This window comes from Kitasatospora sp. NPDC058444, from assembly GCF_042721415.1.
Classification (GTDB): Bacteria; Actinomycetota; Actinomycetes; order Streptomycetales; family Streptomycetaceae; genus Kitasatospora.
On record NZ_JBHXLL010000005.1, the window covers coordinates 215,841 to 238,209 of the forward strand.

The 22,369-nt window shown below is 75.0% G+C and carries 22 protein-coding genes; 12 read left to right on the forward strand and 10 right to left on the reverse strand.

Annotated features, from left to right (window positions below; translation table 11 throughout):
• The first annotated feature begins 339 nt into the window (after positions 1-339).
• On the forward strand, positions 340-825 hold the full coding sequence (locus tag ACFWP2_RS08480) for a hypothetical protein (RefSeq protein WP_380449493.1): 486 nt from the start codon (positions 340-342) through the stop codon (positions 823-825).
• A gap of 101 nt (positions 826-926) precedes the next feature.
• Positions 927-1,583 (forward strand): class F sortase, encoded by a 657-nt coding sequence (locus ACFWP2_RS08485; protein WP_380449494.1) that lies wholly within the window; start codon positions 927-929, stop codon positions 1,581-1,583.
• Positions 1,584-1,705: 122 nt separating this feature from the next.
• Here ACFWP2_RS08485 and ACFWP2_RS08490 read toward each other — a convergent pair whose 3' ends face one another.
• The 3 genes from ACFWP2_RS08490 to ACFWP2_RS08500 all read right to left on the reverse strand — a co-directional run bounded on the left by ACFWP2_RS08490 (position 1,706) and on the right by ACFWP2_RS08500 (position 5,697).
• On the reverse strand, positions 1,706-2,740 hold the full coding sequence (locus ACFWP2_RS08490) for a methyltransferase (RefSeq protein ID WP_380449495.1): 1,035 nt from the start codon (positions 2,738-2,740) through the stop codon (positions 1,706-1,708).
• A gap of 133 nt (positions 2,741-2,873) precedes the next feature.
• Complete coding sequence (locus tag ACFWP2_RS08495; RefSeq protein ID WP_380449496.1) at positions 2,874-3,956, reverse strand: nitrous oxide reductase family maturation protein NosD; 1,083 nt, start codon at positions 3,954-3,956, stop codon at positions 2,874-2,876.
• 346 nt (positions 3,957-4,302) lie between these two features.
• The gene (locus ACFWP2_RS08500; protein WP_380449497.1) at positions 4,303-5,697 is read right to left on the reverse strand and encodes a cytochrome P450; all 1,395 of its coding nucleotides are present in this window, start codon (positions 5,695-5,697) and stop codon (positions 4,303-4,305) included.
• A 252-nt stretch (positions 5,698-5,949) separates the two neighbouring features.
• Here ACFWP2_RS08500 and ACFWP2_RS08505 point away from each other — a divergent pair, with 252 nt between their 5' ends.
• On the forward strand, positions 5,950-6,942 hold the full coding sequence (locus ACFWP2_RS08505) for a deoxyribonuclease IV (protein WP_380449498.1): 993 nt from the start codon (positions 5,950-5,952) through the stop codon (positions 6,940-6,942).
• 98 nt (positions 6,943-7,040) lie between these two features.
• Here the strand turns inward: ACFWP2_RS08505 and ACFWP2_RS08510 are convergent, their stop codons facing one another.
• The gene (locus ACFWP2_RS08510) at positions 7,041-7,256 is read right to left on the reverse strand and encodes a hypothetical protein (protein WP_380449499.1); all 216 of its coding nucleotides are present in this window, start codon (positions 7,254-7,256) and stop codon (positions 7,041-7,043) included.
• A 432-nt stretch (positions 7,257-7,688) separates the two neighbouring features.
• Here ACFWP2_RS08510 and ACFWP2_RS08515 point away from each other — a divergent pair, with 432 nt between their 5' ends.
• Positions 7,689-9,119, forward strand: a complete 1,431-nt coding sequence (locus tag ACFWP2_RS08515) for an amino acid permease (protein WP_380449500.1) — start codon at positions 7,689-7,691, stop codon at positions 9,117-9,119.
• Between the two features lie 251 nt (positions 9,120-9,370).
• Complete coding sequence (locus ACFWP2_RS08520) at positions 9,371-10,018, forward strand: HNH endonuclease family protein (protein ID WP_380449501.1); 648 nt, start codon at positions 9,371-9,373, stop codon at positions 10,016-10,018.
• A 90-nt stretch (positions 10,019-10,108) separates the two neighbouring features.
• Here ACFWP2_RS08520 and ACFWP2_RS08525 read toward each other — a convergent pair whose 3' ends face one another.
• The gene (locus tag ACFWP2_RS08525) at positions 10,109-11,002 is read right to left on the reverse strand and encodes an SDR family NAD(P)-dependent oxidoreductase (RefSeq protein WP_380449502.1); all 894 of its coding nucleotides are present in this window, start codon (positions 11,000-11,002) and stop codon (positions 10,109-10,111) included.
• A gap of 80 nt (positions 11,003-11,082) precedes the next feature.
• On the opposite strand from ACFWP2_RS08525, the gene ACFWP2_RS08530 reads away from it, so the two are divergent.
• From ACFWP2_RS08530 to ACFWP2_RS08555, 6 genes are all read left to right on the forward strand, one after another.
• Complete coding sequence (locus ACFWP2_RS08530; protein ID WP_380449503.1) at positions 11,083-11,760, forward strand: TetR family transcriptional regulator; 678 nt, start codon at positions 11,083-11,085, stop codon at positions 11,758-11,760.
• Positions 11,761-11,882: 122 nt separating this feature from the next.
• Positions 11,883-12,071: a YegP family protein gene (locus ACFWP2_RS08535; protein ID WP_380449504.1), complete on the forward strand. Its 189-nt coding sequence runs from the start codon at positions 11,883-11,885 to the stop codon at positions 12,069-12,071.
• A gap of 109 nt (positions 12,072-12,180) precedes the next feature.
• Positions 12,181-13,398 (forward strand): glycosyltransferase family 4 protein, encoded by a 1,218-nt coding sequence (locus ACFWP2_RS08540; RefSeq protein ID WP_380449505.1) that lies wholly within the window; start codon positions 12,181-12,183, stop codon positions 13,396-13,398.
• On the forward strand, positions 13,395-14,681 hold the full coding sequence (locus ACFWP2_RS08545) for a glycosyltransferase (protein WP_380449506.1): 1,287 nt from the start codon (positions 13,395-13,397) through the stop codon (positions 14,679-14,681). Before ACFWP2_RS08540 ends, ACFWP2_RS08545 begins: the two co-directional genes overlap by 4 nt.
• Complete coding sequence (locus tag ACFWP2_RS08550) at positions 14,656-15,540, forward strand: SGNH/GDSL hydrolase family protein (protein WP_380449507.1); 885 nt, start codon at positions 14,656-14,658, stop codon at positions 15,538-15,540. Before ACFWP2_RS08545 ends, ACFWP2_RS08550 begins: the two co-directional genes overlap by 26 nt.
• Positions 15,541-15,882: 342 nt before the next feature.
• The gene (locus tag ACFWP2_RS08555) at positions 15,883-17,001 is read left to right on the forward strand and encodes an NUDIX domain-containing protein (RefSeq protein ID WP_380449508.1); all 1,119 of its coding nucleotides are present in this window, start codon (positions 15,883-15,885) and stop codon (positions 16,999-17,001) included.
• Between the two features lie 134 nt (positions 17,002-17,135).
• Here the strand turns inward: ACFWP2_RS08555 and ACFWP2_RS08560 are convergent, their stop codons facing one another.
• The 5 genes from ACFWP2_RS08560 to ACFWP2_RS08580 all read right to left on the reverse strand — a co-directional run bounded on the left by ACFWP2_RS08560 (position 17,136) and on the right by ACFWP2_RS08580 (position 20,495).
• On the reverse strand, positions 17,136-17,510 hold the full coding sequence (locus ACFWP2_RS08560; protein WP_360356456.1) for a hypothetical protein: 375 nt from the start codon (positions 17,508-17,510) through the stop codon (positions 17,136-17,138).
• Between the two features lie 62 nt (positions 17,511-17,572).
• A complete protein-coding gene (locus ACFWP2_RS08565) occupies positions 17,573-18,016 on the reverse strand; it encodes a roadblock/LC7 domain-containing protein (RefSeq protein WP_380449509.1) in 444 nt (147 codons plus the stop codon).
• A gap of 34 nt (positions 18,017-18,050) precedes the next feature.
• Positions 18,051-19,163, reverse strand: a complete 1,113-nt coding sequence (locus ACFWP2_RS08570; protein WP_380449510.1) for a hypothetical protein — start codon at positions 19,161-19,163, stop codon at positions 18,051-18,053.
• 4 nt (positions 19,164-19,167) lie between these two features.
• Positions 19,168-19,551, reverse strand: coding sequence for a hypothetical protein (locus ACFWP2_RS08575; protein ID WP_360356463.1), 384 nt, complete (start codon positions 19,549-19,551; stop codon positions 19,168-19,170).
• Between the two features lie 335 nt (positions 19,552-19,886).
• Positions 19,887-20,495, reverse strand: coding sequence for a TetR/AcrR family transcriptional regulator C-terminal domain-containing protein (locus ACFWP2_RS08580; protein WP_380449511.1), 609 nt, complete (start codon positions 20,493-20,495; stop codon positions 19,887-19,889).
• A gap of 204 nt (positions 20,496-20,699) precedes the next feature.
• Here ACFWP2_RS08580 and ACFWP2_RS08585 point away from each other — a divergent pair, with 204 nt between their 5' ends.
• Complete coding sequence (locus ACFWP2_RS08585; RefSeq protein WP_380449512.1) at positions 20,700-22,346, forward strand: amidohydrolase; 1,647 nt, start codon at positions 20,700-20,702, stop codon at positions 22,344-22,346.
• The last annotated feature ends 23 nt before the right edge of the window (positions 22,347-22,369 follow it).

The window sequence follows — 22,369 nt, forward strand, 5'->3', positions numbered from 1 at the left end:
GGGGCGGGCCCACGCGTGTCCGGCCGGACGGCGCCGACGCGGATCCGGCGCCTCGGGAAGCAGAGCCGCCCCGAACGGACCCGCCCGGCTCGAATCCACCCGCCCCGGATACACGCCGCTCGAATCCACCTGCCGCGGATTCACCCGGATCGCCCGGCCGAACGGGTGAACACACCCGGGACTCCACTCGAAGGGCGCACACTGCGTACCGGCGCTGCCACGCTCCGGTGGCAATCGGCCGCACGGTGGATGACCGTGGATCAGGCGCACCCCCCGCGAGTCCCCTTGCCCGGCACCGTGCCGGCAGTCGCGGTCCTGCGCGCCGGAAGGATCATCCTCATGCGTTCTGCACGCACGCTGCTCGCCGGGGCGGCCGTCGCCGCCGTGCTCGCCGTCGGTACCCCCATGGCCTTCGCCGACGGTGCCGCCGACCAGGGCAAGAACCTGACCTGGCAGGAGAAGCAGGACAAGTCCGAGAAGACCTCCGACAACTCCAAGGCCACCGATTCCAAGGCCGCCGACACCAAGGCCACCGACGAGAAGAAGGGCGGTGCCGCCTCCGAGGAGCACAAGGGCACCGACGAGCGCAAGGCCACCGACGAGCACAAGGGCACCACCGAATACAAGGGCGCCGACGAACACAAGGGCACCGAAGCCAAGGAAGACGACCACACGACCCCGCACGGCGGCGTGCACACCGGGGGCGGTGGTCTCGCGCTGTCCGGAAGCGGGCTCGCGTCCGGCGCGGTGCTGCTGCTCGGCGGACTCGGGGCGGGCGCCTACGCCCTGCGTCGCGGCCGCCGTGCCCCCGGCGCGGTCGCCTGACGCCGACACCCTGCTTCCGCCGCCTCCGGGCGCCTCCCCGCACGGGGCCGGCGCACCGGGGGCGGTGGGCCGTCGTGGAACAGGTCGAGCGGAGGACACGAATGACGGGCGGTCCCGCCTCTGGAACACCCCGGCTGCTGCGCGCGGGCATGGGCGCGGCGGCGGTCGGGCTGCTGCTGATCTACAACTCGGTGGACACCGGATCGGACTCCGACGGGGACGGCAAGCCCGCTCCCCCGGCAGCCGCCGCGCCGGCCGTCCCCGGTCCCGCGGACGCCGGGGCGCCGGCGCTCGGCCGCGCCAAGCCGACCAGGCTGCGGATCCCGCAGATCGCCGTGGACGCGCCGTTCACCGAACTGGCCCTCAACCCGGCCGGCCAGCTCGACGCACCGCCGCCGGACGACAAGAACCTGGTCGGCTGGTACCGGGACGGCGTCACCCCGGGCGAGCGCGGCAGCGCGGTCCTGGCCGGGCACGTGGACACCGCCAAGGGCCCGGCGGTGTTCCTGCTGCTGAGCTTCCTGCTGCCGGGCAACAAGGTCGAGGTGAGCCGGGCGGACGGGACGGTCGCGGTGTTCTCGGTCGACTCGGTCGAGACCTTCGCCAAGGACGCCTTCCCCGACGCCAAGGTGTACGGCCGGACCCCGGACGCCCAGCTCCGGCTGATCACCTGCGGCGGCACGTACGACAAGAAGCGGCGGGACTACCTGGACAACGTGGTGGTCTTCGCCCACCTGGAGTCCTCCCGCCCGGGCTGACCCGGGTTTCCCCCGGCCGGCCCGCCCCGGTCCCGCCGGGAGCGCGACGGCCGTCGGCCCCCGGTGATCGGGGGCCGACGGCCGTGCGGGTCCGCGGTCGACCAGGTGGGTGGGGCGGTGGCTCAGCCGGTCACGACGGCCTCGAAGGCGTGCAGGTAGGGGTTGACCGGGCGGACGGCGGTGACGGTCAGTCCGGCTTCCGCCATCAGCCCGACCATGCTCTCCTCGGAGTGCTTGGCGCCGCCCACGTTGAGCATCAGCATCAGGTCCATCGCGGTGGTGAACCGCATCGAGGGGCTGTTGTCGACCAGGTTCTCCACCACCACGACGCGGGCGCCGGATCCGGCCGCCTTGACCACGTTGGCGAGGGTGCGGCGGGTGCTGTCGTCGTCCCACTCCAGGATGTTCTTGATGATGTAGAGGTCGGCGCGGACCGGGATCTCCACCCGGCAGTCACCCGGCACCAGGCGGGCCCGGTCGGAGAAGGCGCCGCCGTCGTGGAGCCGGAGGTCGGCGCCGGCCACCACCTTGGGCAGGTCGAGCAGGGTGCCGTGCAGCGCCGGGTGCCGCTCCAGCAGGCTGGCCAGCACATGGCCCTGGCCGCCGCCGATGTCCGCCACCGAGTCGATGCCGGTGAGGTCCAGGTACTCGGCGAAGTCCTCGGCGGACTGCCGGCTGGAGGCGGTCATCGCCTTGTCGAAGACCTTCGCCGAGTCGCCCGCGTCGCTGTGCAGGTAGTCGAAGAACTCCTTGCCGAACAGCTCGGGGAAGACGTTGCGGCCGGAGCGCACGGCCTCGTCCAGCTTCGGCCAGGCCTCCCAGGTCCACGGTTCGGTGCACCAGAGGGAGATGTAGCGCAGCGAGTTGGGGGCGTCCTCGCGCAGCAGCCGGGACATCTCGGTGTGCTCGAAGCGGTCGTCGCCGCTCTCCTGGAAGATCCCGTAGCAGGCGAGCGCACGCAGCAGGCGGCGCAGCTGGCGGGGCTCGGTGTCGAGTGCGACGCCGAGGTCGGTGACGGTGGTCGGGGTGTCGCCGAGCACGTCGGCGACACCGAGCCGGGCGGCCGCGCGGACGGCGGCGGCGCAGGCGGCGCCGAAGACGAGCTCGCGCAGGCGCATCGCGGCCTGGGGGCTGGTGTGGGCGGGTGCGGTGGTCATGGCTGGTTCCTCGGGTCCTTGGGAGTTCCTGGGGCGGCGGACGACGGGCAGCGGACGGCAGGCGGCGAGGGGCGGGCGGCGAGGGGTGAGGGGCGAGGGGTGAGGGGCGGGCGACGAGGCGCCAGGGGCGGGCTCAGCAGCGGCCGGTCGGCTCGGAGCGCTCGCAGGTGTTGCCGGCGAAGGTGTTGTCAGCGCCGAGGTCGCGGTCGGCGAGGTCCGCCGGGCCGTTGCCGCTCAGCTGGTTGTCGGTGATCACGGCGCGGGCGTTGGAGACCCCGACGACGCTCTTGAAGAGGACGATGCCGCCGGAGAATTCCGAGGTGCCGGTGTTGTCGTGGACCATGTTCTCGGTCACCCGGACGTCCTCGGTGCCGGTGAGCACGATGCCGGCGCCCTGAATGGCGCCCAGTCGCGGGTTGGCCGGGCAGAACCTGTTGTTGCCGACGACGGCGTTGCGCCGGACGTCGAGGTCCCCGGCGCGGGGCACGCCCTCGTCGCCGACCACGAAGACGCCGGCGCAGTTGCCGCTGATCCCGTTGTCCTGGACGGCCAGTCCGCGCAACCGGCGGACGGTGACGCCCACCCGGTTGCCGACCAGCTCGTTGCCCTCGACGACGGTGCCGCCGGTGTCGGGCGAGCCGCCCTCGCGGTAGGCGTAGTTGGCGAGGAAGACGCCGGACTGGCCGTTGTCGGACGAGAGGTTGCCGCGGATGACGGCCCGGGTGGACATCTCCTGGCTGATGCCCTGCTGGGCGTTGTCGTGGATGTAGGTGCCGGCGACGGTCAGACCGGTGGTGCCGCTGGCGTCGATGCCGTTCCTGCGGAAGCCGGTGACGGCGAGGCCCTCGATGGTCACGTCGGACAGCGGCTGCTCCTCGGTGCCGACCACGCAGATGCCGTGGCCGGCGGCGCCGCAGGCGTTCTCGGTGCCGTCCCCCGGGACGATCACGCTGTCCGTGCCGACGCCGCGCAGGGTGAGGCCGGGGGTGGTGATGCGGACGCTGCCCCGGTAGGTGCCGGGGAACAGTTGGACGGTGTCTCCGGGCCGGGCGGCGTCGATCACCCGCTGAATCGATTCTCCGGGCCGGACGAGGTGCAGCGGGATGCCGCCGACGGCGCGGGCCGCGGGGGCTGCGGCCAGAGCGGCGAGGACGGTGGTCAGGGCGGTGGCGGCGGCGGTGGCCGCGGCGAGGTGGTGGACCCGTCGCGTGGGCATGAGTGGTGACCTGATTTCTTTCGGCGCGCGCGGTGTTCGTGCGGGTGGCGTGGTCGTCCGCACGGTCCGGCGGTGTGGGCTGACGCGCGGTGCGCGGGCGGTGACGGCCGGTGGGTGCGGCCGTGTCGACGGTATGGGCGGCCGGGTGGGCCCGCCACCAGGGCTGGGCTGCGGGGCTGACAGGGCGTCGACCGGAGGTGGGACGGCCCGGCGTGGCGCGGGGCGGGCGCCAGCCGGGCGCGCCGTGCGACGGGTACGGCTCCGGGGGTGCGGTCGGCGGCGGACGTGGCGACGCGCCCGGCCGCGGGGGCGGTCGGGCGCGTCGGCAGTGGGCTCGGCGGCCCGGTCAGCCCGCGGCCTGGGCCTGCGGCCCGAGGCGGACCGGCAGTGCGGCGAGGTGCCAGGCCGCCGGGTTCGGTCCGCGCTCGACGGCCTCCGGGCCGACCGCGAGGGCCAGCCGCGGGTACGTCCGCAGCAGCGTGCCGAAGGCGACGACGGCCTCCTGGTGCGCCAGCACCGAGCCCAGGCACCGGTGGGTGCCGTGGCCGAAGCCCAGGTGCGCCTCGTGGTGCCCCGCGCGGTCCGGCGCGCTCGCCCGGCAGACGTCCAGGCGCTCCGGCTCGGCGTAGGCCCGCGGGTCGTGGTTGGCCCCGGCGAGGATCGGCATCACCGCCTCGCCCTTGCGGACCAGGGTGCCGGCCAGGGTGAGGTCCTCGGTCGCGTAGCGCGGCACCCCGCCGATGGTCGGGCCGCACCAGCGCATCAGCTCGTCGACGGCGGCGGGCAGCAGGCCCGGGTCGGACCGGACCAGTGCCAGCTGTTCGGGGTGGGCGAGCAGCGCGGCCGTGCCGTTGCCGATCAGGGTGGCGGTGGTCTCGTGGCCGGCCACGATCAGGTTGAGGATCAGCGAGACGGTCTCCACCGGGGCGAGGGTGTCGCCCTCGGCGGCGGCCAGCCGGGAGAGCAGGTCCTCGGCCGGTTCGGCCCGGCGGCGCTCGACCAGCTCGCGGGCGGCGCCCACCATGGCGCGCAGCGCCTCGTCCAGTCCCGGCCCGGCGCCCCGGCCGAGGTAGGAGCTCCAGCGGCGCCACCGCGGGCGGTCGGACTCGGGGATCCCGAGCAGTTCGCAGATCACCGTGACGGGCAGCGGGTAGGCGAAGTGCGCGACCAGGTCGACCACGCCGTCCGGGCCGGCGTGCCGGGGCAGCGCCCGGGCGTACTCCTCGGCGAGCCGCTCGATCGTGGGCCGCAGGCGCTCGACCGCACCGGCCGTGAAGGCGGGGTGCACCAGCCCGCGCATCCGGCGGTGCCGGGCGCCGTCCGCGCCGAAGACCCCGGCGCGCAGGTACGTCGCGCACTCCGGCGGCATGCCGCGGGCGCGCCAGACCTGCTCGGTGCGGTGCGCGGGGACGGGCGCGGTGGTCCCGTCCGCCGGGCCGGACAGGGCGGCGGCGGGGCCGATGCCGTCGGCGGTGGCGAGGTCGTCGGTTGCGGAGCCGGCGGTGGCGAGGTCGTCGGCGACGGGGCCGTCGACGGCGTTCACGTCGTTGACGAAGCGCGGGTCGGAGAGCACGGTGCGGACGTCCTGGTAGCGGACGGCGATCCAGAAGGGCTCCACGCCGGGGATGGTGGCGCGGGCGAGCGGGGCGCGCTCGCGCAGGTCGGCGAAGGCGGTGAAGGGGTCGCGGATCAGGTGGTCGGCCCGCAGGTCGACGATCTCGACCGGTTCGGCGGTGCTCACGGCTGCCTCCTCAGGAGTCGCGAAGTCCATCTGGTCACGGATCGTGACGGAGGCGGGGGCGCGGTTCTGGGGTTCCGGTTCGAATTCACTCGATCGAGCACAGAGAATCGTTTCTCCGGTTGCCGAAGGAGCCGGGCCTCCGGCCTTGCGGGCGTCCGGCCCTGCCGGCCCGGCCCTGTCCGCCCTCCGCCCGACTCCGCTCCGCCCGGCCCGCCCGGCACCCCGGTCCGGGCGCGTGACATGCTCGGGGCCATGACCACCGTGCACGTACCGCCCGTCGCCGCCCTCCGCAACCCCATCGGCGCCCACGTCCCGGTGGCCGGTCGCGGGCTGGCCGGCACCGGCCTGGCGTACGCGGCCCGGGTCGGCGCGGAGACGGTGCAGGTGTTCGTGGCCAATCCGCGCGGCTGGGCCACTCCGGCGGGCAACCCGGCCCAGGACGAGGAGTTCCGCACCGCCTGCGCCGAACAGGGCATCCCGGCCTGGGTGCACGCCCCGTACCTGATCAACTTCGGCTCGGACAACCCGGACACCCGCGAGCGCTCGGCCGACTCGCTGTGGCACTCGCTGCGCCGCGGCCACGCCATCGGCGCGCTCGGCGTCGTCCTGCACACCGGCTCGGCGGTCGGCTCCGCTCCCGGCGGCGGCTCGCGCCGGGCCGAGGCGATGGCGCAGGTCCGGACGGACGTCCGGCCGCTGCTGGACGAACTGGACGGGCTGGGGGACGACGCGCCCTGGCTGCTGCTGGAGCCGACGGCGGGCCAGGGCAGCTCGCTCTGCTCACGGCTGGAGGAGCTGGCCGACTACCTGGAGGCGCTGGACCATCACCCGAAGGTGGGAGTTTGCCTGGACACCTGCCATGCCTTCGCCGCCGGGCACGATCTGGAGGAGCCGGGCGGGGTGACGGCCGCGCTGGACGCGCTGGCCGCCGCGGCCGGTCCGGGCCGACTGCGACTCATCCACGCCAACGACTCCGAGGACGTCGTCGGCGCCCGCAAGGACCGGCACGCGAACATCGGTGCCGGGATGATCGGCGCCGAGCCGTTCCGCGAGCTGTTCGAGCACCCGGAGACGGCCGGGGTGCCCCTGGTGGTGGAGACCCCCGACCGCAAGCACGGCGGGGACGGCACCGGGCACGCGATGGACATCGCGGTGCTGAGGGAACTGCGGGACCGGGCCACCGTCCGCGGCCCCGGAACCCGTCCGGCGGACCGACGGGAGCCTGCCGCCGCGGCACGGCCGTGAGCGGGGAGACCGCAGGACGGCCGTGAGCCCGGCCGCCCCGGGACAGGCGTGAGCCCGGAGGCCGACGGGCGGCCTCCGGGCTCGGGGTTCGGAGGGGATCAGCAGCCGCAGTCGCTCTCGCCGTGCTCGGAGTAGTTGACCCAGCTGGCGTGCGGACCGAACAGGCCGACGCCCGCGGAGACGGACTCCAGGTTCTGCCCCTCCGACTGCGTCGGAGCGTAGCCCCCCGCCACGGCCGAGGTCGGGACCGCCACCACGGCACCGGCCACGGCGACGATCACGGCGAGCTTGCGGATCTTCCCACGAAGCGACATCTGATGTCCTTTGGTTCGTTTCTGGTCCTCAACCCGCGCCCCCGACCGGCCGGTTCGGCCGCCCGACGGGCTGGGCGGCGCCCCACCGGGGGCGCCGCGCCCACGTTTGCACACGAACGCGAGGCTTCGGGCGCACGCCGCAACCGGGCTGAGGCGTTCGGGTGAGGCAACTCCCCCGGCCGGACGAACCCGGGCACACCTCCGTGAATCCGGTCCGTCCGCGCTCGAACAGCCGGGCGGAGGAGTGCCGGACGAGTGCCCGTCGGGCCGCTCCGCGACCGCAAGTCTTGCGGTGACGGACCGGGCGAACTGAACAAATCCCGTCGATTTGGTGCAAGGTATCGGCTGGTCCGAGCATGAACGGTCGCTCCGTATCGCTCCACCGCGTGTGAGGAGCCGCAGGAGCAGTTCCACGAAAGGCGCACCACCCTCATGCAGACCAGTCCCGCCGCACCCCGGCAGGCGACCCGACCGAGCGGCCCGGAGACCCCGGGGCCGGTCGGCTCCCCGACGGACGGCCCAGGGCCGGCCGGCCCCGCTTCGGACGACCCGTCGCGGCAGACGACCGGCCGCCGCTTCGGGCTGGTGACCGCCACCGCCCTGGTGATGGGCAACATCATCGGCGGCGGCATCTTCATGATCCCCGCCGCCGTGGCCCCGTTCGGGACGGTCAGCCTGGCCGCCTTCGGGGTGCTCACCGTGGGCGCGATCGCGCTGGCACTGGTCTTCGGGCAGCTGGCCCGCCGCAACCCGCGCACCGGCGGGCCGTACGTCTACGCCCGCGAGGCCTTCGGGGACTTCGCCGGCTTCCTGTCCGCCTGGTCGTACTGGATCACCACCTGGGTCAGCAACGCCGCGCTCGCCGTGGCCGCCGTCGGGTACCTGGACGTAGTGCTGCCGCTCCACCACTCCATCCCGCTGGAGATCACCGCCGCGCTGGCCTTCCAGTGGCTGCCGGCACTGGCCAACCTGGCCGGCACCCGCTACGTCGGGGTGGTCCAACTCGTCTCCACCGTACTGAAGTTCATCCCGCTGCTGCTGGTCTCGGTGGGCGGCCTGTTCTTCTTCGACCCGAAGAACCTCGGGCCCTTCGACGCCACCGGCCACGGCTGGGCCGGCGGCATGACCGCCGCCGCGGCGATCCTGCTATTCAGCTACCTGGGCGTCGAGTCGGCCGCGATGAGCGCCGGCAAGGTCCGCGACCCCGAGCGCAACGTCGGTCGGGCCAGCGTGCTCGGCACCACCGGTGCGGCGGTGGTCTACCTGCTCGGCACCGTCGCGGTGTTCGGCACCGTGGCGCACCAGCAGCTCGTCCACTCCACCGCGCCGTTCTCGGACGCCGTGGACGCCATGTTCGGTGGCACCTGGGGCGGCACGGTGATCGCCGTCGCCGCACTGGTCTCGATGACCGGCGCCCTCAACGGCTGGACCCTGCTCTCCGCCCAGGCCCCGTACGCGGCGGCCAAGGACGGGCTGTTCCCGGCGGCCTTCGGCAAGGAGCGGCGCGGCGTGCCGACCTTCGGCGTGCTGGTCAGCGTGGCGCTGGCCTCGGCGCTGACCGTGCTCAACTTCGCCAGCGGCGCGAAGGGCGCCTTCGACATGCTGGTGCTGGTCACCACCTTCACCGCCACCGTGCCGTACCTGCTCTCCACCGCCGCCCAGCTGTACTGGCTGGTGCGCGGGGCCGGCGAGCGGGTCGACCGCGGGCGGCTGGTGCGCGACGCCGTCCTCGGCCTGGGCTCCTTCGCCTTCTCGCTCTGGCTACTCGCCGGGGCCGGCTACGCCGCCGTGTACCAGGGCGTCCTCTTCCTGTTCGCGGGGATCCTGGTCTACGTCTGGATGGCGGGCCGCCGCCGCGCCTGAGCCCCGGCGAGCCGACGGTTGGCCGCCGGTGGGCCCCGGTGAGCCGACGGTTGGCCGCCGGTGGGCCCCCGGCGACGGCCGGAAACCGGACACATCCCCCTGAACCCCCGTGACGTACGCCGGACTTGTCCGGTGCACGTCCGATGTGCACGAGGATTTCACTTCCCGGATCTACCCGCGTAGGTACCCGGATCGCCACACTGGCGCACGCAATTCAGCAGTTCATCCGATCTGATGATGGAGCGTCCGCCATGGCCCCCGCCGCACCCGCGCGCCGATTCCTGTCCTGGATACCGGCTGCCGCCGCCCTCGCCGCCGTGACCGTGGTCACGGCCGGCACCCCCGCCCAGGCCGCCCTGCCGACCCCGATCTCCGCGGCCACCGCCCGCAGTTACCTCGCCGCGATGCCCGCCACCGCGGAGACCCACGGGGACACCTACGACCGCACGCTGTTCCCGACCTGGATCACCATCAGCGGCACCTGCGACACCCGCGAGTGGGTCGTCAAGCGGGACGGCAGCAACGTCGCCACCGACACCTCCTGCAAGGCCACCAGCGGCAACTGGTCCTCGCCGTACGACGGCGCGACCACCACCAACGCCTCCTCCTTCGACGTCGACCACCTGGTGCCGCTCTCCGAGGCCTGGGCCTCCGGCGCCTGGGCGTGGACGACCGCGCAGCGCCAGGCCTTCGCCAACGACGTCACCCGCCCCCAGCTGCTGCTGGTCTCCGCGAGCAGCAACCGCTCCAAGGGCGACCGCGACCCGGCCGAGTGGCTCCCCCAGGCCTCCTACCGCTGCACCTACGCCCGCGCCTGGGTGCAGGTGAAGCAGTACTACGGCCTGAGCGTGGACAGCACCGAGAAGACCGCGCTCACCGGCATCCTCGACAACTGCTGACCGAACGCCCCCGCGGCCCGGCGCCCACCCCGCGCCGGGCCGCACCGCCGGGCCCGGCGGACGCCGGGCACGGCCGCAGCGCCGGACCGGTCAGTCGGCCGAGTCCGCCGGGAAGGCGACCGGGTAGGCCTCGGCGAAGTCGGCCGAGCGGGCCACCTCGCGCCACCTGGTGTCCTCCGCCAGGAGCCGCCGGTCCATGGCGATCGAGCCCTCGGCGGCGTTGACCCCGAGCGGCAGGTGGTGGGGGATGTCGCGCCGCTTGGCCACCCGGACCAGGATCTCGGCGGCGCGGACCGGATCGCCCGCGGCGCCGGCGCCGCCCTGCCGCATCAGCCGGTTCATGGCACCGACCGTCTCCTCATAGGCCTCCGGGACCTCGTGGACGACCATCGAGGAACCGGCCCAGTCGGTGCGGAAGCCGCTGGGTTCGACCACCAGCACCCGCACGCCGAACGGCGCGGCCTCGGTGCGCAGCACCCGGCTGAACCCGTCGATGGCGAACTTCGCCGCCTGGTAGGAGGCGATGCCCGCGGAGCCGCCGACCCGCCCGCCCATCGAGGAGAACTGCACGACCAGTCCGCCCTTCTGCTCGCGCAGCAGCGGCAGCGCGGCCTTGGTGACGTGGTAGACGCCCCAGAAGTTGGTCTCGAACTGGGCGCGGAAGTCGGCGTCGTCGGTGGTCTCGATCGGCGAGACGTTGGCGTAGCCGGCGTTGTTCACCAGCACGTCGATCCGGCCGAAGGCGGCGTGCGCCTCGGCGAGGGCGGCCCGGGCGGCCGCCGGGTCGGTGACGTCCAGCGCGATCGGGCGGATCCGGTCGCCGAACTCCTCGGCGAGGTCGGCGAGTTGCTCGGGCCGACGGGCGGTCGCGGCCACTCGGTCGCCGGCTTCGAGTGCGGCCCGGACGAGGGCGCGGCCGAAGCCGCGCGAGCTGCCGGTGATGAACCAGGTCTGTTCCCTGCTCTGCTCCGTGTTCTGCTCCATGCCGCTAGTAAAACACCGTTGCGTTATTAGCGCAACGGTGTTGCGGTATTACGGCAACAGTGTCGCCCTACCATGGGCAGGTGGATGAAGCATCGGAGTTCCAGCGCGCGCGCTCGCCCGAGGCCAAGCGCCGGCGCGAGGCCGCGATCCTGGCGGCGGCCCGCTCGCTCGGCGGTGAGCGCGGCATCAGGGACGTCACCCTGACCGACATCGCCGCCGCGGTGGGGATGCACAAGTCGGCGCTGCTGCGGTACTTCGAGACCCGCGAGGAGATCTTCCTGCGGCTCACCGCCGAGGGCTGGGCGGAGTGGTCGGAGGCGCTGACCGCACGACTGCGGGAGACGGTGGAGCCGGGCCCGGCCGCCGTGGCGCGGGCGTTCGCCGCCACGCTAGCGGCCCGCGGGATGTTCTGCGACCTGCTCGCCCACGCCCCGCTCAACTTCGAACGCAACGTCTCGCTCGACGCGGTACGCGAGTTCAAGCTCGCCACGCTCGCCGCCCGCGAACCCATCGGCGCGGCCGTCCGCGCACAACTGCCCACGCTGGACGACCAGGACGTCGTCGACCTGATCGCCACCGCCGTCTCCCTGGCCGGGGCCATGTGGCAGATCGCGAACCCCGGCGCCGAGGTCGCCGCCCTCTACCGCAGCGACCCCCGGCTGGCCCACGCCGTCATCGAGGTCGAACCCCGGCTCGCCCGCGTCCTGACCGCCACCGTCACCGGGCTGGCCGCCGCACGAAGCGGGCCGCAGACCTGACCCGACCGCCTCTCCGACATCCGTTCCGGTGCACTCCAATGGATCATCTGGCGCGCCGCACAAGGGATTTGACCCTACGGTGCGGTTCCAGGGGGTCATCCGAGCGGAAGGCTGTTTCTGGCATGGCTGGCAAATTCGAGCTGTACGTGGACGAGGGCGGCATGCACCGGTTCCGGCTCAAGTCGAGCAACGGGGCGATCGTGGTGACCGGCGACCCGCAGGAGAGCAAGGACGACTGCCTGAAGAGCATCGAGTCGATCCGCAAGCTCGCGCCGTACGCGGAGCTCAAGGAGACCGCCGGGACGGCGTGACCGGACGCGCTCCGGGGCGCGGGTCGGCGGTGCAAATCGCCGACCCGCGTTCGCCTGTACGACAGATCCCTTTGGCCGGGTGCACGCCGGGCGCGGACAGAACACCGGCATGCGCGTCGTCATCGTCACCGAATCCTTCCCGCCCGAGGTCAACGGAGTCGCCCACAGCGTGCTGCGGACGGCCGAGCACCTGGTCCGCCGGGGCCACCGGCCCCTCGTCGTCACCCCCGCACCGGCGCGGGGCGCCGCATGCCCGCCGGAGAGCTTCGGCAGCGCCACGGCGGACGGGGTTCCCGTGGTGCGCATCCCGTCGGTGCCGCTGCCCGGGTACCCGCAGGTGCGGATCGCCCTGCCCAGCCGGCAGCTGGCGGCCGCGATCGCCGGACACCGGCCGGACATCGTCCACCTGGCCAGCCCGTTCGTGCTCGGCGCGCGCGGGATGCAGGTCGCGGCGCGGCTCGGAGTGCCCGCCGTGGCCGTCTACCAGACCGACCTGGCCGGGTACGCCCACGCCTACCGGGCCGGTCGGGGGCTCGGCGAGGCCGCCGCCTGGCGGCGGATCCGGGCCGTGCACCGCGCGGCCGCCCGCACCCTGGCACCCTCCACCCCCGCCGCCCAGGACCTCACCGCACACGGGGTGCCCCGGGTCCAGCTGTGGCCGCGCGGGGTGGACTCGGCGCGGTTCCACCCCCGGCACCGGGACGAGGCGCTGCACCGGGCGCTCGCCCCGGGCGGGGAGGTGCTGGTCGGGTACGTCGGACGGCTGGCGCCGGAGAAGCGGGTCGACCTGCTGGCGGCGGCCTCGGCGCTGCCCGGGGTCCGGGTGGTGGTCGTCGGGGACGGCCCCTCGACACCCGGGCTGAAGTCCTCGATGCCGGGCGCGGTGTTCCTCGGCCGCCGCACCGGTGACGAACTGGCCCGCTGCTTCGCCACCTTGGACGTCTTCGTGCACACCGGTCCGCTGGAGACCTTCTGTCAGACCATCCAGGAGGCGATGGCCAGCGGCGTACCGGTGATCGGCCCGGCAGCGGGCGGACCGCTGGACCTCGTCGCCCACCACCGCACCGGCCTGCTGGTGCCGCCCCGGGACGGCGCGGCGGTGGCCCGCGCGGTGGCCGAACTCGCCGCCGACCCGGCGCGCCGGGCCGCGTACGGGCAGGCCGGACGCGCCGAGGTCACCGGACGCACCTGGGAGGCCGTCGGGGACCTGCTGCTGCGGCACTACGCCGAGGTGCTGGCCGAGCACCGCGGGCTGCCGCTGCCGTCCACCGCTCCCGCGCCGGTCGCACCGGCGGCGCCCGTCCTGCCGGAGGAGCTGCCGGCATGACCCGCGTTCCCGACGGCGGCGCGGCGCCGACCGGCCCGGCGCTGACGACCATCAGTGTGCCGACGACCGGCAACGTGCCCGGAACCGGCCCCGCGCCGAGGCCCGGCGAGGCTCTGACGATCGTCCGGCTCGCCAACTTCGTCACCCCGGTCTCCGGCGGCCTGCGCACCGCGCTGCGCCACCTCGGCGCCGGGTACCGGGCGGCCGGACACCGGCCGGTGCTGATCGTCCCCGGGGAGCGGCGCTCCGAGGAGGAGACCGAGCAGGGGGTGGTGGTCACCCTGCCCGGCCCGGTGCTGCCGGCCAGCGGCGGCTACCGGCTGCTCACCGACCGGCAGGCGGTGGCCGCCGAGCTGACCAGGTTCTCGCCCGACCGGCTGGAGGTGTCCGACCGCACCACCCTGCGCTGGACCGGCGCCTGGGCGCGGCGGCACGGGGTGCGCTCGGTGATGGTCTCGCACGAGAGCGCCGCCGGGGTGCTGCGCGCCTGGGGCCTGCCCGGTCCGCTGGCGGGCGCCGCGGCCGACCGGCTCAACGCGGCGACGGCCCGCGCCTACGACGCGGTGCTCTGCACCACCGACTGGGCGGCCGCGGAGTTCCGGCGGATCGGCGTCCCGAACCTGGTCCGGGCCCCGCTGGGGGTGGACCTGGACGCGATGCGACCGCTGCCGCCGGCCGCACGCGCGGCCGAGCGGGCCCGGTACGCCGCTCCGGACGAGACGCTGCTGGTGCTCTGCTCGCGGCTCTCGGCGGAGAAGCGGCCCGAGCGGGCGATCGAGGCGCTGGCCGACCTGCGGGCGCGGCGGCAACCCGCGGTGCTGGTGGTCGCCGGGACCGGCCCGCTGCGCGAACGGCTGGCCGCCCGGGCCGCCCGGCTGCGGCTGCCGGTGCGCTTCCTCGGGCACCTGGGCGGGCGCGAGGAGCTGGCCGGGCTGCTGGGCTGCGCGGACGTGGTGCTCGCGCCCGGGCCGGTGGAGACCTTCGGCCTGGCCGCGATGGAGGCGCTGGCCTGCGGGACCCCGGTGGTGGCCAGCCGCTCCTCCGCGCTGCCCGGCCTGGTCGGGCTCGCCGGGGTGGCGGCCGTCGACACGGGAAGCGGATTCGCCTCCGCCGTACGGCAGTTGCTGGGACGGCCGGAGGACCTTCGGCGGGCGGCCGCCCGGGCGCAGGCCGAGCGGTACGGCTGGCCGGCGGCGGTGGCCGGGTTCCTGGCGGCGCACGGCGTGCGCCACGACGAGGCGGTGGACGGGGGTCGGGATGAGCATGCTGGAAGCCGGGCGTGACCGGGCGGCACGGGAGCGCCCCGCGGCGGGCGAGCTGCTGCGCTTCGTCGCACTCGGGGACTCGCTGACGGAGGGGATCGGGGACCAGGTCGGCGAGGGCTGGCGCGGCTGGGCCACCGTCCTGGCCCACGCGCTGGCGCCCGAGGGGCGGGACGTCGAGTTCACCAACCTGGCGTACAGCGGGGCGCTCACCACAGAACTGACGACACGTCAGCTTCCGGAGGCACTGGCGCGGCGGCCACAGCTCGCGGCCGTGGTCGCCGGCGGCAACGACACCCTGCGCGCGGGCTTCGACATCCGGCGCGCCACCCTGGAGCTGGACGCCACGATGGGCGAACTGTCCGCCCACGGCGCCAGGCTACTGACCGCCTGCCTGCCCGACCCGGGCAGCCTGCTCCGGCTCCCGGCGCCGCTCGCCCGCCCGCTGGCACGCCGGATGCGGGCCGTCAACACCGTGGTGCACGCCCTCACCGAACGCCACCGGGCGGTGCACCTGCACATCGCCGAGCTGCCGTGGCTGACGGAGCGCCGGCTGCTCAGCGTGGACCGCCTGCACCCCAGCGCCGAGGGCCACCACCTGATCGCCCTGCGGTTCCACGACCTGCTCGCCGAGACCGGCCACCCCCTCGGCCCGCCCCCGGCCACCGCCCCCGCCGAACCCCCGCCGGGCCTGGCCGCCGACCTCTGGTGGATGGCCACCCGCGGCACCCGCTGGCTCGCCGCCCGCAGCACCGACCTGCTGCCGGGCCTGCTCGCCCTGGCCGCGACCGAGGGCGTCGCCCGGCTGCGCGGCGGCAGCCGGCGGCACGACGAGCAGATGGCCCTCGCCGCGGCCCAGGCCCTGGCCTCCCTGGGCTGAGGAGCCCGCCGACGCGGCGGGCGGGGGCGGCGCCGCCGGGCGAGGAGGCGGCCGCGCGGTGATCGGGGCCGTCGCGTCCCGTTGGATCCCGCGCTGCGGAACATCGTTGACCTGGGCCGATTCCAGCAGAACGGGCGATCGGCCGCCCGCCCCGAAGCGAAGGACCGTCGCCACGATGACATCCGGGAGAAGCCCGTGAGTCCGCCGAGGGCGTCAGTGGGCAGCCCCGGGGATCGCCCGATCGGGGTGGTCGGGGGTGTGCTCGGGGGAACCATCGGGGTGGCCCGGGTTGTCGTGTCCGGGGAGAGTGCGGCGAAGGGAGTCGGGATGGAGAGCGCGGGCATGGCTGGGCGAGAGATTCTGGCGGCGGCGGGGGTGCTGTTCCCGGACGCGGACGGGCGGGTGCTCGTGGTGCGGCTGCCGTACGACCGGAAGGATCCGGTGGCGATCCCGGGCGGCGGGTGGGAGCCCGCGGACCGGTCGCCCCGGGAGACCGCGCTGCGGGAGATCCGGGAGGAGCTGGGCTTCACGCCCCGGCTGGGCCCGCTGGCCGGCGTGGACTGGGCGCTGCTGCGCAACGGCGACCGGCCGATCGTCGTGTACCTGTACTGGGCCGAGCCGCTGACGGCGGAGCAGGCGGCTGCGTTCCGGCTGGACACGGCGGAGGTCGGCGGCTGGACGTGGCTGACGACGGAGCAGGCCGGGCGGGCGCTGCCGCCCCGGCTGTCGCGCCGGGTGACGGCCTGCCTGCGGGCGCCGCGCGACGCCGGGCCGCTGGAGCTGGAGGACAGCCGGCCGGTCGGGCACACACTGCGGTGGCTGCCCGTCGACGGGCCCGCCCCCGAGTACGTCGGGCCGGCCGCGGCGCCCGGGCTGGCGCCGTCGACCGAGGACCCGCCGGAGCCGCCGATGGACCGGGAGACCTACTACGCCACCCGGCCGCGCATCCGGACGAAGGCGCGGACCCTGTTCACCGACGCGGCCGGCCGGGTGCTGCTGGTGCGGCTGCGGCCGTGGGACGGGCCGCGCGGGCGGGTCCCGCACTGGACGCTGCCGGGCGGCGGGGTCGAGGCGGGCCGGGAGATGCCCCGGGCGGCGGCCCGGCGGGAGATCCGCGAGGAACTCGGCTGGGAGGTCGAGCCGGGGTCGCTGCTGGCGCTGGACTGGCAGCCGGGTACGGCGGCCGACCCGACCGCGGACCCGGCGACCGGCCGGGACACGGCCGTCCTGGTGTACGTGTTCGACGGGGGCACGGTGACGGAGCGGATGCTCGACTCGATCGTGCTGCCGGAGGAGGAGCTGGTGGAGTGGCGGCTCTGCGACCCCGCCGAGGCGCGGGCGCTGCTGACCGGCCCCTCCTGGGACCGGACGGCCGCCGCACTGGCCGCCCGGGAGGGGGCGGGCGGCCCGGCCGAGCTGGTGCGCGGGCAGGCCGCCGGTCCGGACCTGCCCCGGGGGTGAGAACCCCGCCGGACGGGCCCCGGCGGGGCGTGGGCCACCGCCGGGGCCTCGTCGCCGCCCTGCCGCGCAGCAGGGCGGCGTGGCAGGGCGGCGGGGTAGGGCGTCGCGACAGGGCGGCGTCTCGGAGCGGCGCGTCAGACCTCCAGATCGGCCTCGATCCGGCCCAGTTGGTGGCGGGCCATCGCGAGGTTGGCGCGCGACTTGTCCAGCGCGAGGTAGAGGAACAGGCCCTTGCCGGTGCGGCCGGTGAGCGGGCGGATCAGGTGGTACTGGCTGCTCAGGGTGATCAGGATGTCCTCGATCCCGTCCTGGAGGCCGAGCATGTCCATGGTGCGCATCTTGGCGCGGACCACATCGGTGTTGCCGGCGGCGGCGACGTTCAGGTCCAGGCCGCCGGGGCCGTCGAGGGTGGCCAGCGCCATGCCGCTGTTGTAGTCCACCAGGGCCGCGCCGATGGCGCCCTCGATGCTGGTCATGGCCTGCTTGAGCGCGCCGGCTGCGTCGGTCATCTGGGTAACTCCCGTTCGGTGATGGGTGGTTCAGGGGATGGTGGTGCGGTGGCCGGCCAGGGTCAGCCCGCTTCGCGCGGGTCCTTGGGTACCAGGGCGTCGTTGAGCAGCCCCGCGATGCGCTGGGCGCTGCGGCGGGCCTCCAGGTGCAGCCGGCCGACGTTGACGTCGGGGTGCGCCAGCAGGGTCAGTACGCAGCTGCCGCCGGCCGCGTACGTGGCGACGTAGCCGTTCTCGCCGCGCACCAGCGACTCGCGGAACTCACCCTGACCGGTGGTGTCGGCGAGCCGCTGGGCCAGCGAGAGCGAGGCCGCCGTCATCGCGGCCAGTCCCGAGGGTTCGGTGCCGTGGGTGTCGTGCGCGACCAGCAGGCCGTCCACGCTGGCGACCAACCCGCCCGCTAAGTGCGGGACACGGTGTTTGACGGCACGCAGTTCGGCGAGCAACTCGGTCTCCAAGGCGATCAGTTGTCTCCTTCCGACACGCTGCTTGAGTGCCCGCCTCATGGCCGGAACGACGGGGTCGCGGGCGGGGAGTGGGTCAAAGTCGGGCCTCCAGAAGGTCTCGGATCCGGGTCAGCAGCGCGATGTCCGGGTCGGGGACGGCCAGCGGGTGGGCCGCTGCCGTGGTGGGCGGGCGTTCGGTGCTCGTGGGGGTGTCGGTCCCGGTGCGGGTCGCATCGGAAGCGGGGGCTGAAGCGGGCGCGGAGTCAGGGGCGGAGTCGGAGTCGGGGGCGGGAACGGCCGCGACCGGGGTGCCGGGGAGGCCGGCACCCCGGAGGCTGGCACCGGGGACCCGGCGGTGCAGCCCTCCGGCCGGCCCGCCCGCGACTGGCGGGGGGACTTCGGGCCGGCCGGGCGCGCCGGACGGGCCGGACGGGCCGGGCGGGCCGGGCGCGACAGGTGGCCGGGGCGCGAAGGACGGGCCGGGCGGCCCTGAGGCGCGCGAGGCGTCCAGCAGTCCGGCGGCGGCCAGCCGGCGGACGTCGGCCGTCACGCCGAAGCCGGAGCGGCCGAGCAGCCTGGCCAGGTCCGCCGGGGTCCGGCGACCGTCCGCGTGGTCCAGCAGCTCACGTCGCCGTCGGCCGGAGGGCCGGTGGGACGAGCGGCGGCCGCGCTCGGTCGGACGGACGGGCGCGGTGTCGAGCTGCGCCCACGGCCAGATCCCGTCGAGCAGTTGCCGTCGGCGTTCGACCTCGCGGCGGATCCGGGCCGGGTCGACCTCGGCGACCGGTCCGAGCCAGTGCCGGGCGTCGGCCTCGAACCGCCAGACCCCGCCGGCCGGATCGGCGAGGACGAAGAACGCGGCGTCGAACAGCGTGCCCAGGTGGCCGAGTTCGAGCTCTCCCCGGGTGAGCAGCCGTCGTTCGACCAGTGCCTCGCCGACCCGCGCTCCCGGGCCGTGGACCCGGAGCAGTTCCGCCCAGTCCTCGGGGGTGATCCGGCCGCAGCCGGTGAGCAGGTCGGCCAGGCCGGGCGCCCGCGAGGACTCGGCGGCGACCACCCGCCCGTCGACCAGGTGGAGGCTGCCGAGCGGCCCGTGCAGGGCGCCGGTGGCGCGGCGGTCGGCGAGCAGGGCGAGCGCCTCGCCCGGGGACCTCGGGGTGGCGGCCTCCGCCGGGGGCGGCGGCGCGGTGCCGGTCGCGGCGGTCATGTGCTCACCCCAGCACCAGCTCCTCGGCGAGCGCCTGGAGGCGGAAACGGGCGGCGGCGAGGTTGCCCTCCGCGCGGTCCAGCCAGAGGTGCAGGACGAGCCTGCTGTCGAAGACGGTGTCGATGAAGCGGATCAGGTGGTAGCTGCGGCCGGCGGTGACGATGATGTCCTCCAGCGGGGCCCGCCGGTCCTCCACCGCGGTGAAGGTCTGGCTCTCAACGGCCGCCCGCACCAGGTCGGTTGCCTCGGCGGCGGAGGTCTCGTGCTCTCCGCTCGGGCTGTCCCCGAGGCTGCCTAAGGCGAGCCCGCTGCTCCAGTCGACCAGGCTCGCGGCGCGGGCCCCTGGGATCGCCATTGCTCCGGAGAGGCATTCGTCGATACCGGGCACACCGGCTCCTTCGCGGGGTCTGGGCGGCCGGGCGCAGCGCGGCGCCGACCGGTTCACCACCAGCAGTGGCTAGTTCGACACGGAAGGCTACTGCCGGATTCCAGATGACGAACATTCCAATGGCATATTCACACCAATTGCGGCCAGTTCCAGCCAAGAACTGACGGCACATCAGGTTGAACGATGGGGCGACCCCACTGGTGGAACAGGGGAGTTGGAGCGTCGTTCATCGGCCACCTGGCACGGCACCTTGGCCGGTATCGAGCCCCAGGGGAGGGTTTCGCGCCCAAAAATGCGATAAGAGGACACGGCCGCGGAACGCGAACCGGGCCCGGTCAGCCCAGCAGCGCCCGGTAACCCTCGATGAGGGCGGTGAGACCGAGTCCGAAGGCCCGGTCGGCGCGCTCGCGCCCGGCGGGGACGGCGTCCAGGGCGTCGGCCAGCCGCGGGGTGGCGGCCCGGTCGACGGCGTCGACCATGACGTCCGGGGCGACCAGGTCCAGCGCCGAGCCCAGGATGAAGCTCTCCAGGGCGGTGATCAGTCCCATCACGTCCTGGGCGGCGAAGCCCGCGTCCTCCAGGGTGGCGACGGCCCGCTCGTACAGCTCGTGCATGAACGATTCGGCCAGCGGCGCGGTGGCGAGCAGCCGGATGATGCCGGGGTGCTCGGCGAAGGCGTCCCGGTAGGCGTGCGCCCAGGTGCGCAGCGCGGCGTCCCAGGGCTGGTCCCACATCGACTGCTCGCCGATCGTGCGCACCAGCTCGGCACGCATCAGGGCGACGATCTCGGCCCGGCCGGCGACGTGGTGGTAGAGCGCGGAGGGGCTGACCTTGAGCGCGCCGGCCAGCGCGGGGATGGTGAGGTCCCCCGCCTCGTCGACCAGCCGTAGCGCGGCGTCCACGATGCGCTGCCGGTCCAGCAGGGGTGTGCGCGGCCTGGGCATGCCCGGTTCCTCACCTTCGGGGTCGCCGAGCGGCCCGTCGGCACCGGCAGACCAAGATCGTCGTTATCCAAGCGTTACTGAACGGCTTTCAGTAAAACTCTTCCGCACCCGCCGGTGCCGCGCCTACGGTAACCGAACCCCATTCGGTTAGGCAGGCCGCGCACCCGTCGGCCCGCCCTGCCCCGGAGAGGACGCACACCCCGTATGCGTGCCGAAACGATCTTCACCGGCGGCCGGATCCACACCGGAGACCCCGCCCTCCCCCACACCCACGCCCTCGCCGTCGTCGCGGGGCGGATCGCCGCCCTCGGCGACGCCGCCCTCGCCCTGCGCGACGAAGACACCGAGACCGTCGACCTCGACGGCGGCGCCCTGCTGCCCTCCTTCGGCGACGGCCACGTCCACCCGCTGCTCGGCGGCATCGGCCTGCGCGGCGTGCCCGTCCGCGACTGCACCAGCCTGGAGCAGGTCGTGGCCGCCGTCCGCGACTGGGCGCGACACCACCCCGAGGCCGAGTGGATCACCGGCGACGCCGTCGACCCGTGGCTCGCCGAGGGCGGACTGTTCGACGCCCGGCTGCTCGACGCCGCCGTCCCGGACCGGCCCGTCCTGCTGCGCACCATGGACCACCACACCGGCTGGGCCAACAGCGAGGCGCTGCGCCGGGCCGGGTACGGGCCGGACACCCCCGAGCCGAGGGGCGGCGAGATCGTCCGCCGACCGGACGGCAGCCCGTTGGGCACCCTGCGCGAGTTCGGCGCGCTCAACCCCATCCTCGCGCTCGTCCCGCCGCCGCCGGTGGCCGAGCAGGTCGCCGCGCTGCGGGAGAGCACCGCCGCACTCGCGGCCGCCGGAATCACCTGGCTCCAGGACGCCTGGGTCGAGCCCGCGCAGGTGGACACCTGGCTGGCGGCCGTCGCCGAGGACGGCCTGCCGGTCCGGGCCGGGCTCGCCCTGCTGCTCGAACCGGACGGCTGGCGCGAGCGGCTCCCCCACCTGGCCGCCGACCGCGACCGGGTCGAGGCCACCGGACGCGGCCGGCTCACCGCGCGGGCGGTCAAGTTCTTCGCCGACGGCGTCATCGAGTCCGGGACGGCCGCACTGCTGGAGCCGTACAGCGACTGCCCGCACTCCCACGGCGTCGCCAACTGGACCGGCGCCGAGCTCGCGGAGGCCGTCACCGCCGTGGACGCACTGGGCTTCCAGCCGCACATCCACGCGATCGGCGACCGCGGCGTGCGAAACGCGCTGGACGCCGTCGAGGCCGCCGCCCGCCGCAACGGGCCGCGCGCCCGCCGACCGGTGATCGCCCACGTGCAGCTCGTCCACCCGGACGACCTGCCGCGCTTCGCCGAACTCGGCGTGATCGCCAACTTCGAGCCGCTCTGGGCCCAGACCGACCCGCTGATGACCGAGCTCACCCTGCCCCGGATCGGCCCGGAGCGCGGCTCCCGGCAGTACCGGATCGCCGCCCTGCTGCGCGGCGGCGCCCGGGTCTCCTTCGGCAGCGACTGGCCGGTCACCCGCTACGAGCCGCTGGCCGGGCTGGCCACCGCCATCACCCGGCAGACCCCGGACGGCCTGCCGGACGGCGGCTGGCTGCCCGAGGAGCGGATCGGGCTCACCGAGGCGCTGGCGGCGTACTCGGCGGGCGTGGCGCACCAGGCCTTCGAGGAGACCGAGTGGGGTGTGCTGCGGCCGGGCATGCGGGCCGACCTGGTGCACCTGGCCACCGACCCCTACGCGGTGCCGGTCGGCGAGCTGGCCTCGATCGCGGTGGCCGGCACCTGGCTCGGCGGGCGGCGCACCCACGGCGGGCCGCCCGGTGGCGGCGACCGCCCGACCCGCTGAGGCGCCCAGGCCGCCGCCCTTCC

Excerpts from the sequence above, each read along its gene's own strand:
- ACFWP2_RS08480 (WP_380449493.1), top strand. The coding sequence starts at position 340 with ATGCGTTCTGCACGCACGCTGCTCGCCGGGGCGGCCGTCGCCGCCGTG.
- ACFWP2_RS08485 (WP_380449494.1), top strand. The coding sequence starts at position 927 with ATGACGGGCGGTCCCGCCTCTGGAACACCCCGGCTGCTGCGCGCGGGC.
- ACFWP2_RS08490 (WP_380449495.1), bottom strand. The coding sequence starts at position 2,740 with ATGACCACCGCACCCGCCCACACCAGCCCCCAGGCCGCGATGCGCCTG.
- ACFWP2_RS08495 (WP_380449496.1), bottom strand. The coding sequence starts at position 3,956 with ATGCCCACGCGACGGGTCCACCACCTCGCCGCGGCCACCGCCGCCGCC.
- ACFWP2_RS08505 (WP_380449498.1), top strand. The coding sequence starts at position 5,950 with ATGACCACCGTGCACGTACCGCCCGTCGCCGCCCTCCGCAACCCCATC.
- ACFWP2_RS08510 (WP_380449499.1), bottom strand. The coding sequence starts at position 7,256 with ATGTCGCTTCGTGGGAAGATCCGCAAGCTCGCCGTGATCGTCGCCGTG.
- ACFWP2_RS08515 (WP_380449500.1), top strand. The coding sequence starts at position 7,689 with ATGCAGACCAGTCCCGCCGCACCCCGGCAGGCGACCCGACCGAGCGGC.
- ACFWP2_RS08520 (WP_380449501.1), top strand. The coding sequence starts at position 9,371 with ATGGCCCCCGCCGCACCCGCGCGCCGATTCCTGTCCTGGATACCGGCT.
- ACFWP2_RS08525 (WP_380449502.1), bottom strand. The coding sequence starts at position 11,002 with ATGGAGCAGAACACGGAGCAGAGCAGGGAACAGACCTGGTTCATCACC.
- ACFWP2_RS08535 (WP_380449504.1), top strand. The coding sequence starts at position 11,883 with ATGGCTGGCAAATTCGAGCTGTACGTGGACGAGGGCGGCATGCACCGG.
- ACFWP2_RS08540 (WP_380449505.1), top strand. The coding sequence starts at position 12,181 with ATGCGCGTCGTCATCGTCACCGAATCCTTCCCGCCCGAGGTCAACGGA.
- ACFWP2_RS08545 (WP_380449506.1), top strand. The coding sequence starts at position 13,395 with ATGACCCGCGTTCCCGACGGCGGCGCGGCGCCGACCGGCCCGGCGCTG.
- ACFWP2_RS08550 (WP_380449507.1), top strand. The coding sequence starts at position 14,656 with ATGAGCATGCTGGAAGCCGGGCGTGACCGGGCGGCACGGGAGCGCCCC.
- ACFWP2_RS08555 (WP_380449508.1), top strand. The coding sequence starts at position 15,883 with ATGGCTGGGCGAGAGATTCTGGCGGCGGCGGGGGTGCTGTTCCCGGAC.
- ACFWP2_RS08560 (WP_360356456.1), bottom strand. The coding sequence starts at position 17,510 with ATGACCGACGCAGCCGGCGCGCTCAAGCAGGCCATGACCAGCATCGAG.
- ACFWP2_RS08565 (WP_380449509.1), bottom strand. The coding sequence starts at position 18,016 with ATGAGGCGGGCACTCAAGCAGCGTGTCGGAAGGAGACAACTGATCGCC.
- ACFWP2_RS08570 (WP_380449510.1), bottom strand. The coding sequence starts at position 19,163 with ATGACCGCCGCGACCGGCACCGCGCCGCCGCCCCCGGCGGAGGCCGCC.
- ACFWP2_RS08580 (WP_380449511.1), bottom strand. The coding sequence starts at position 20,495 with ATGCCCAGGCCGCGCACACCCCTGCTGGACCGGCAGCGCATCGTGGAC.
- ACFWP2_RS08585 (WP_380449512.1), top strand. The coding sequence starts at position 20,700 with ATGCGTGCCGAAACGATCTTCACCGGCGGCCGGATCCACACCGGAGAC.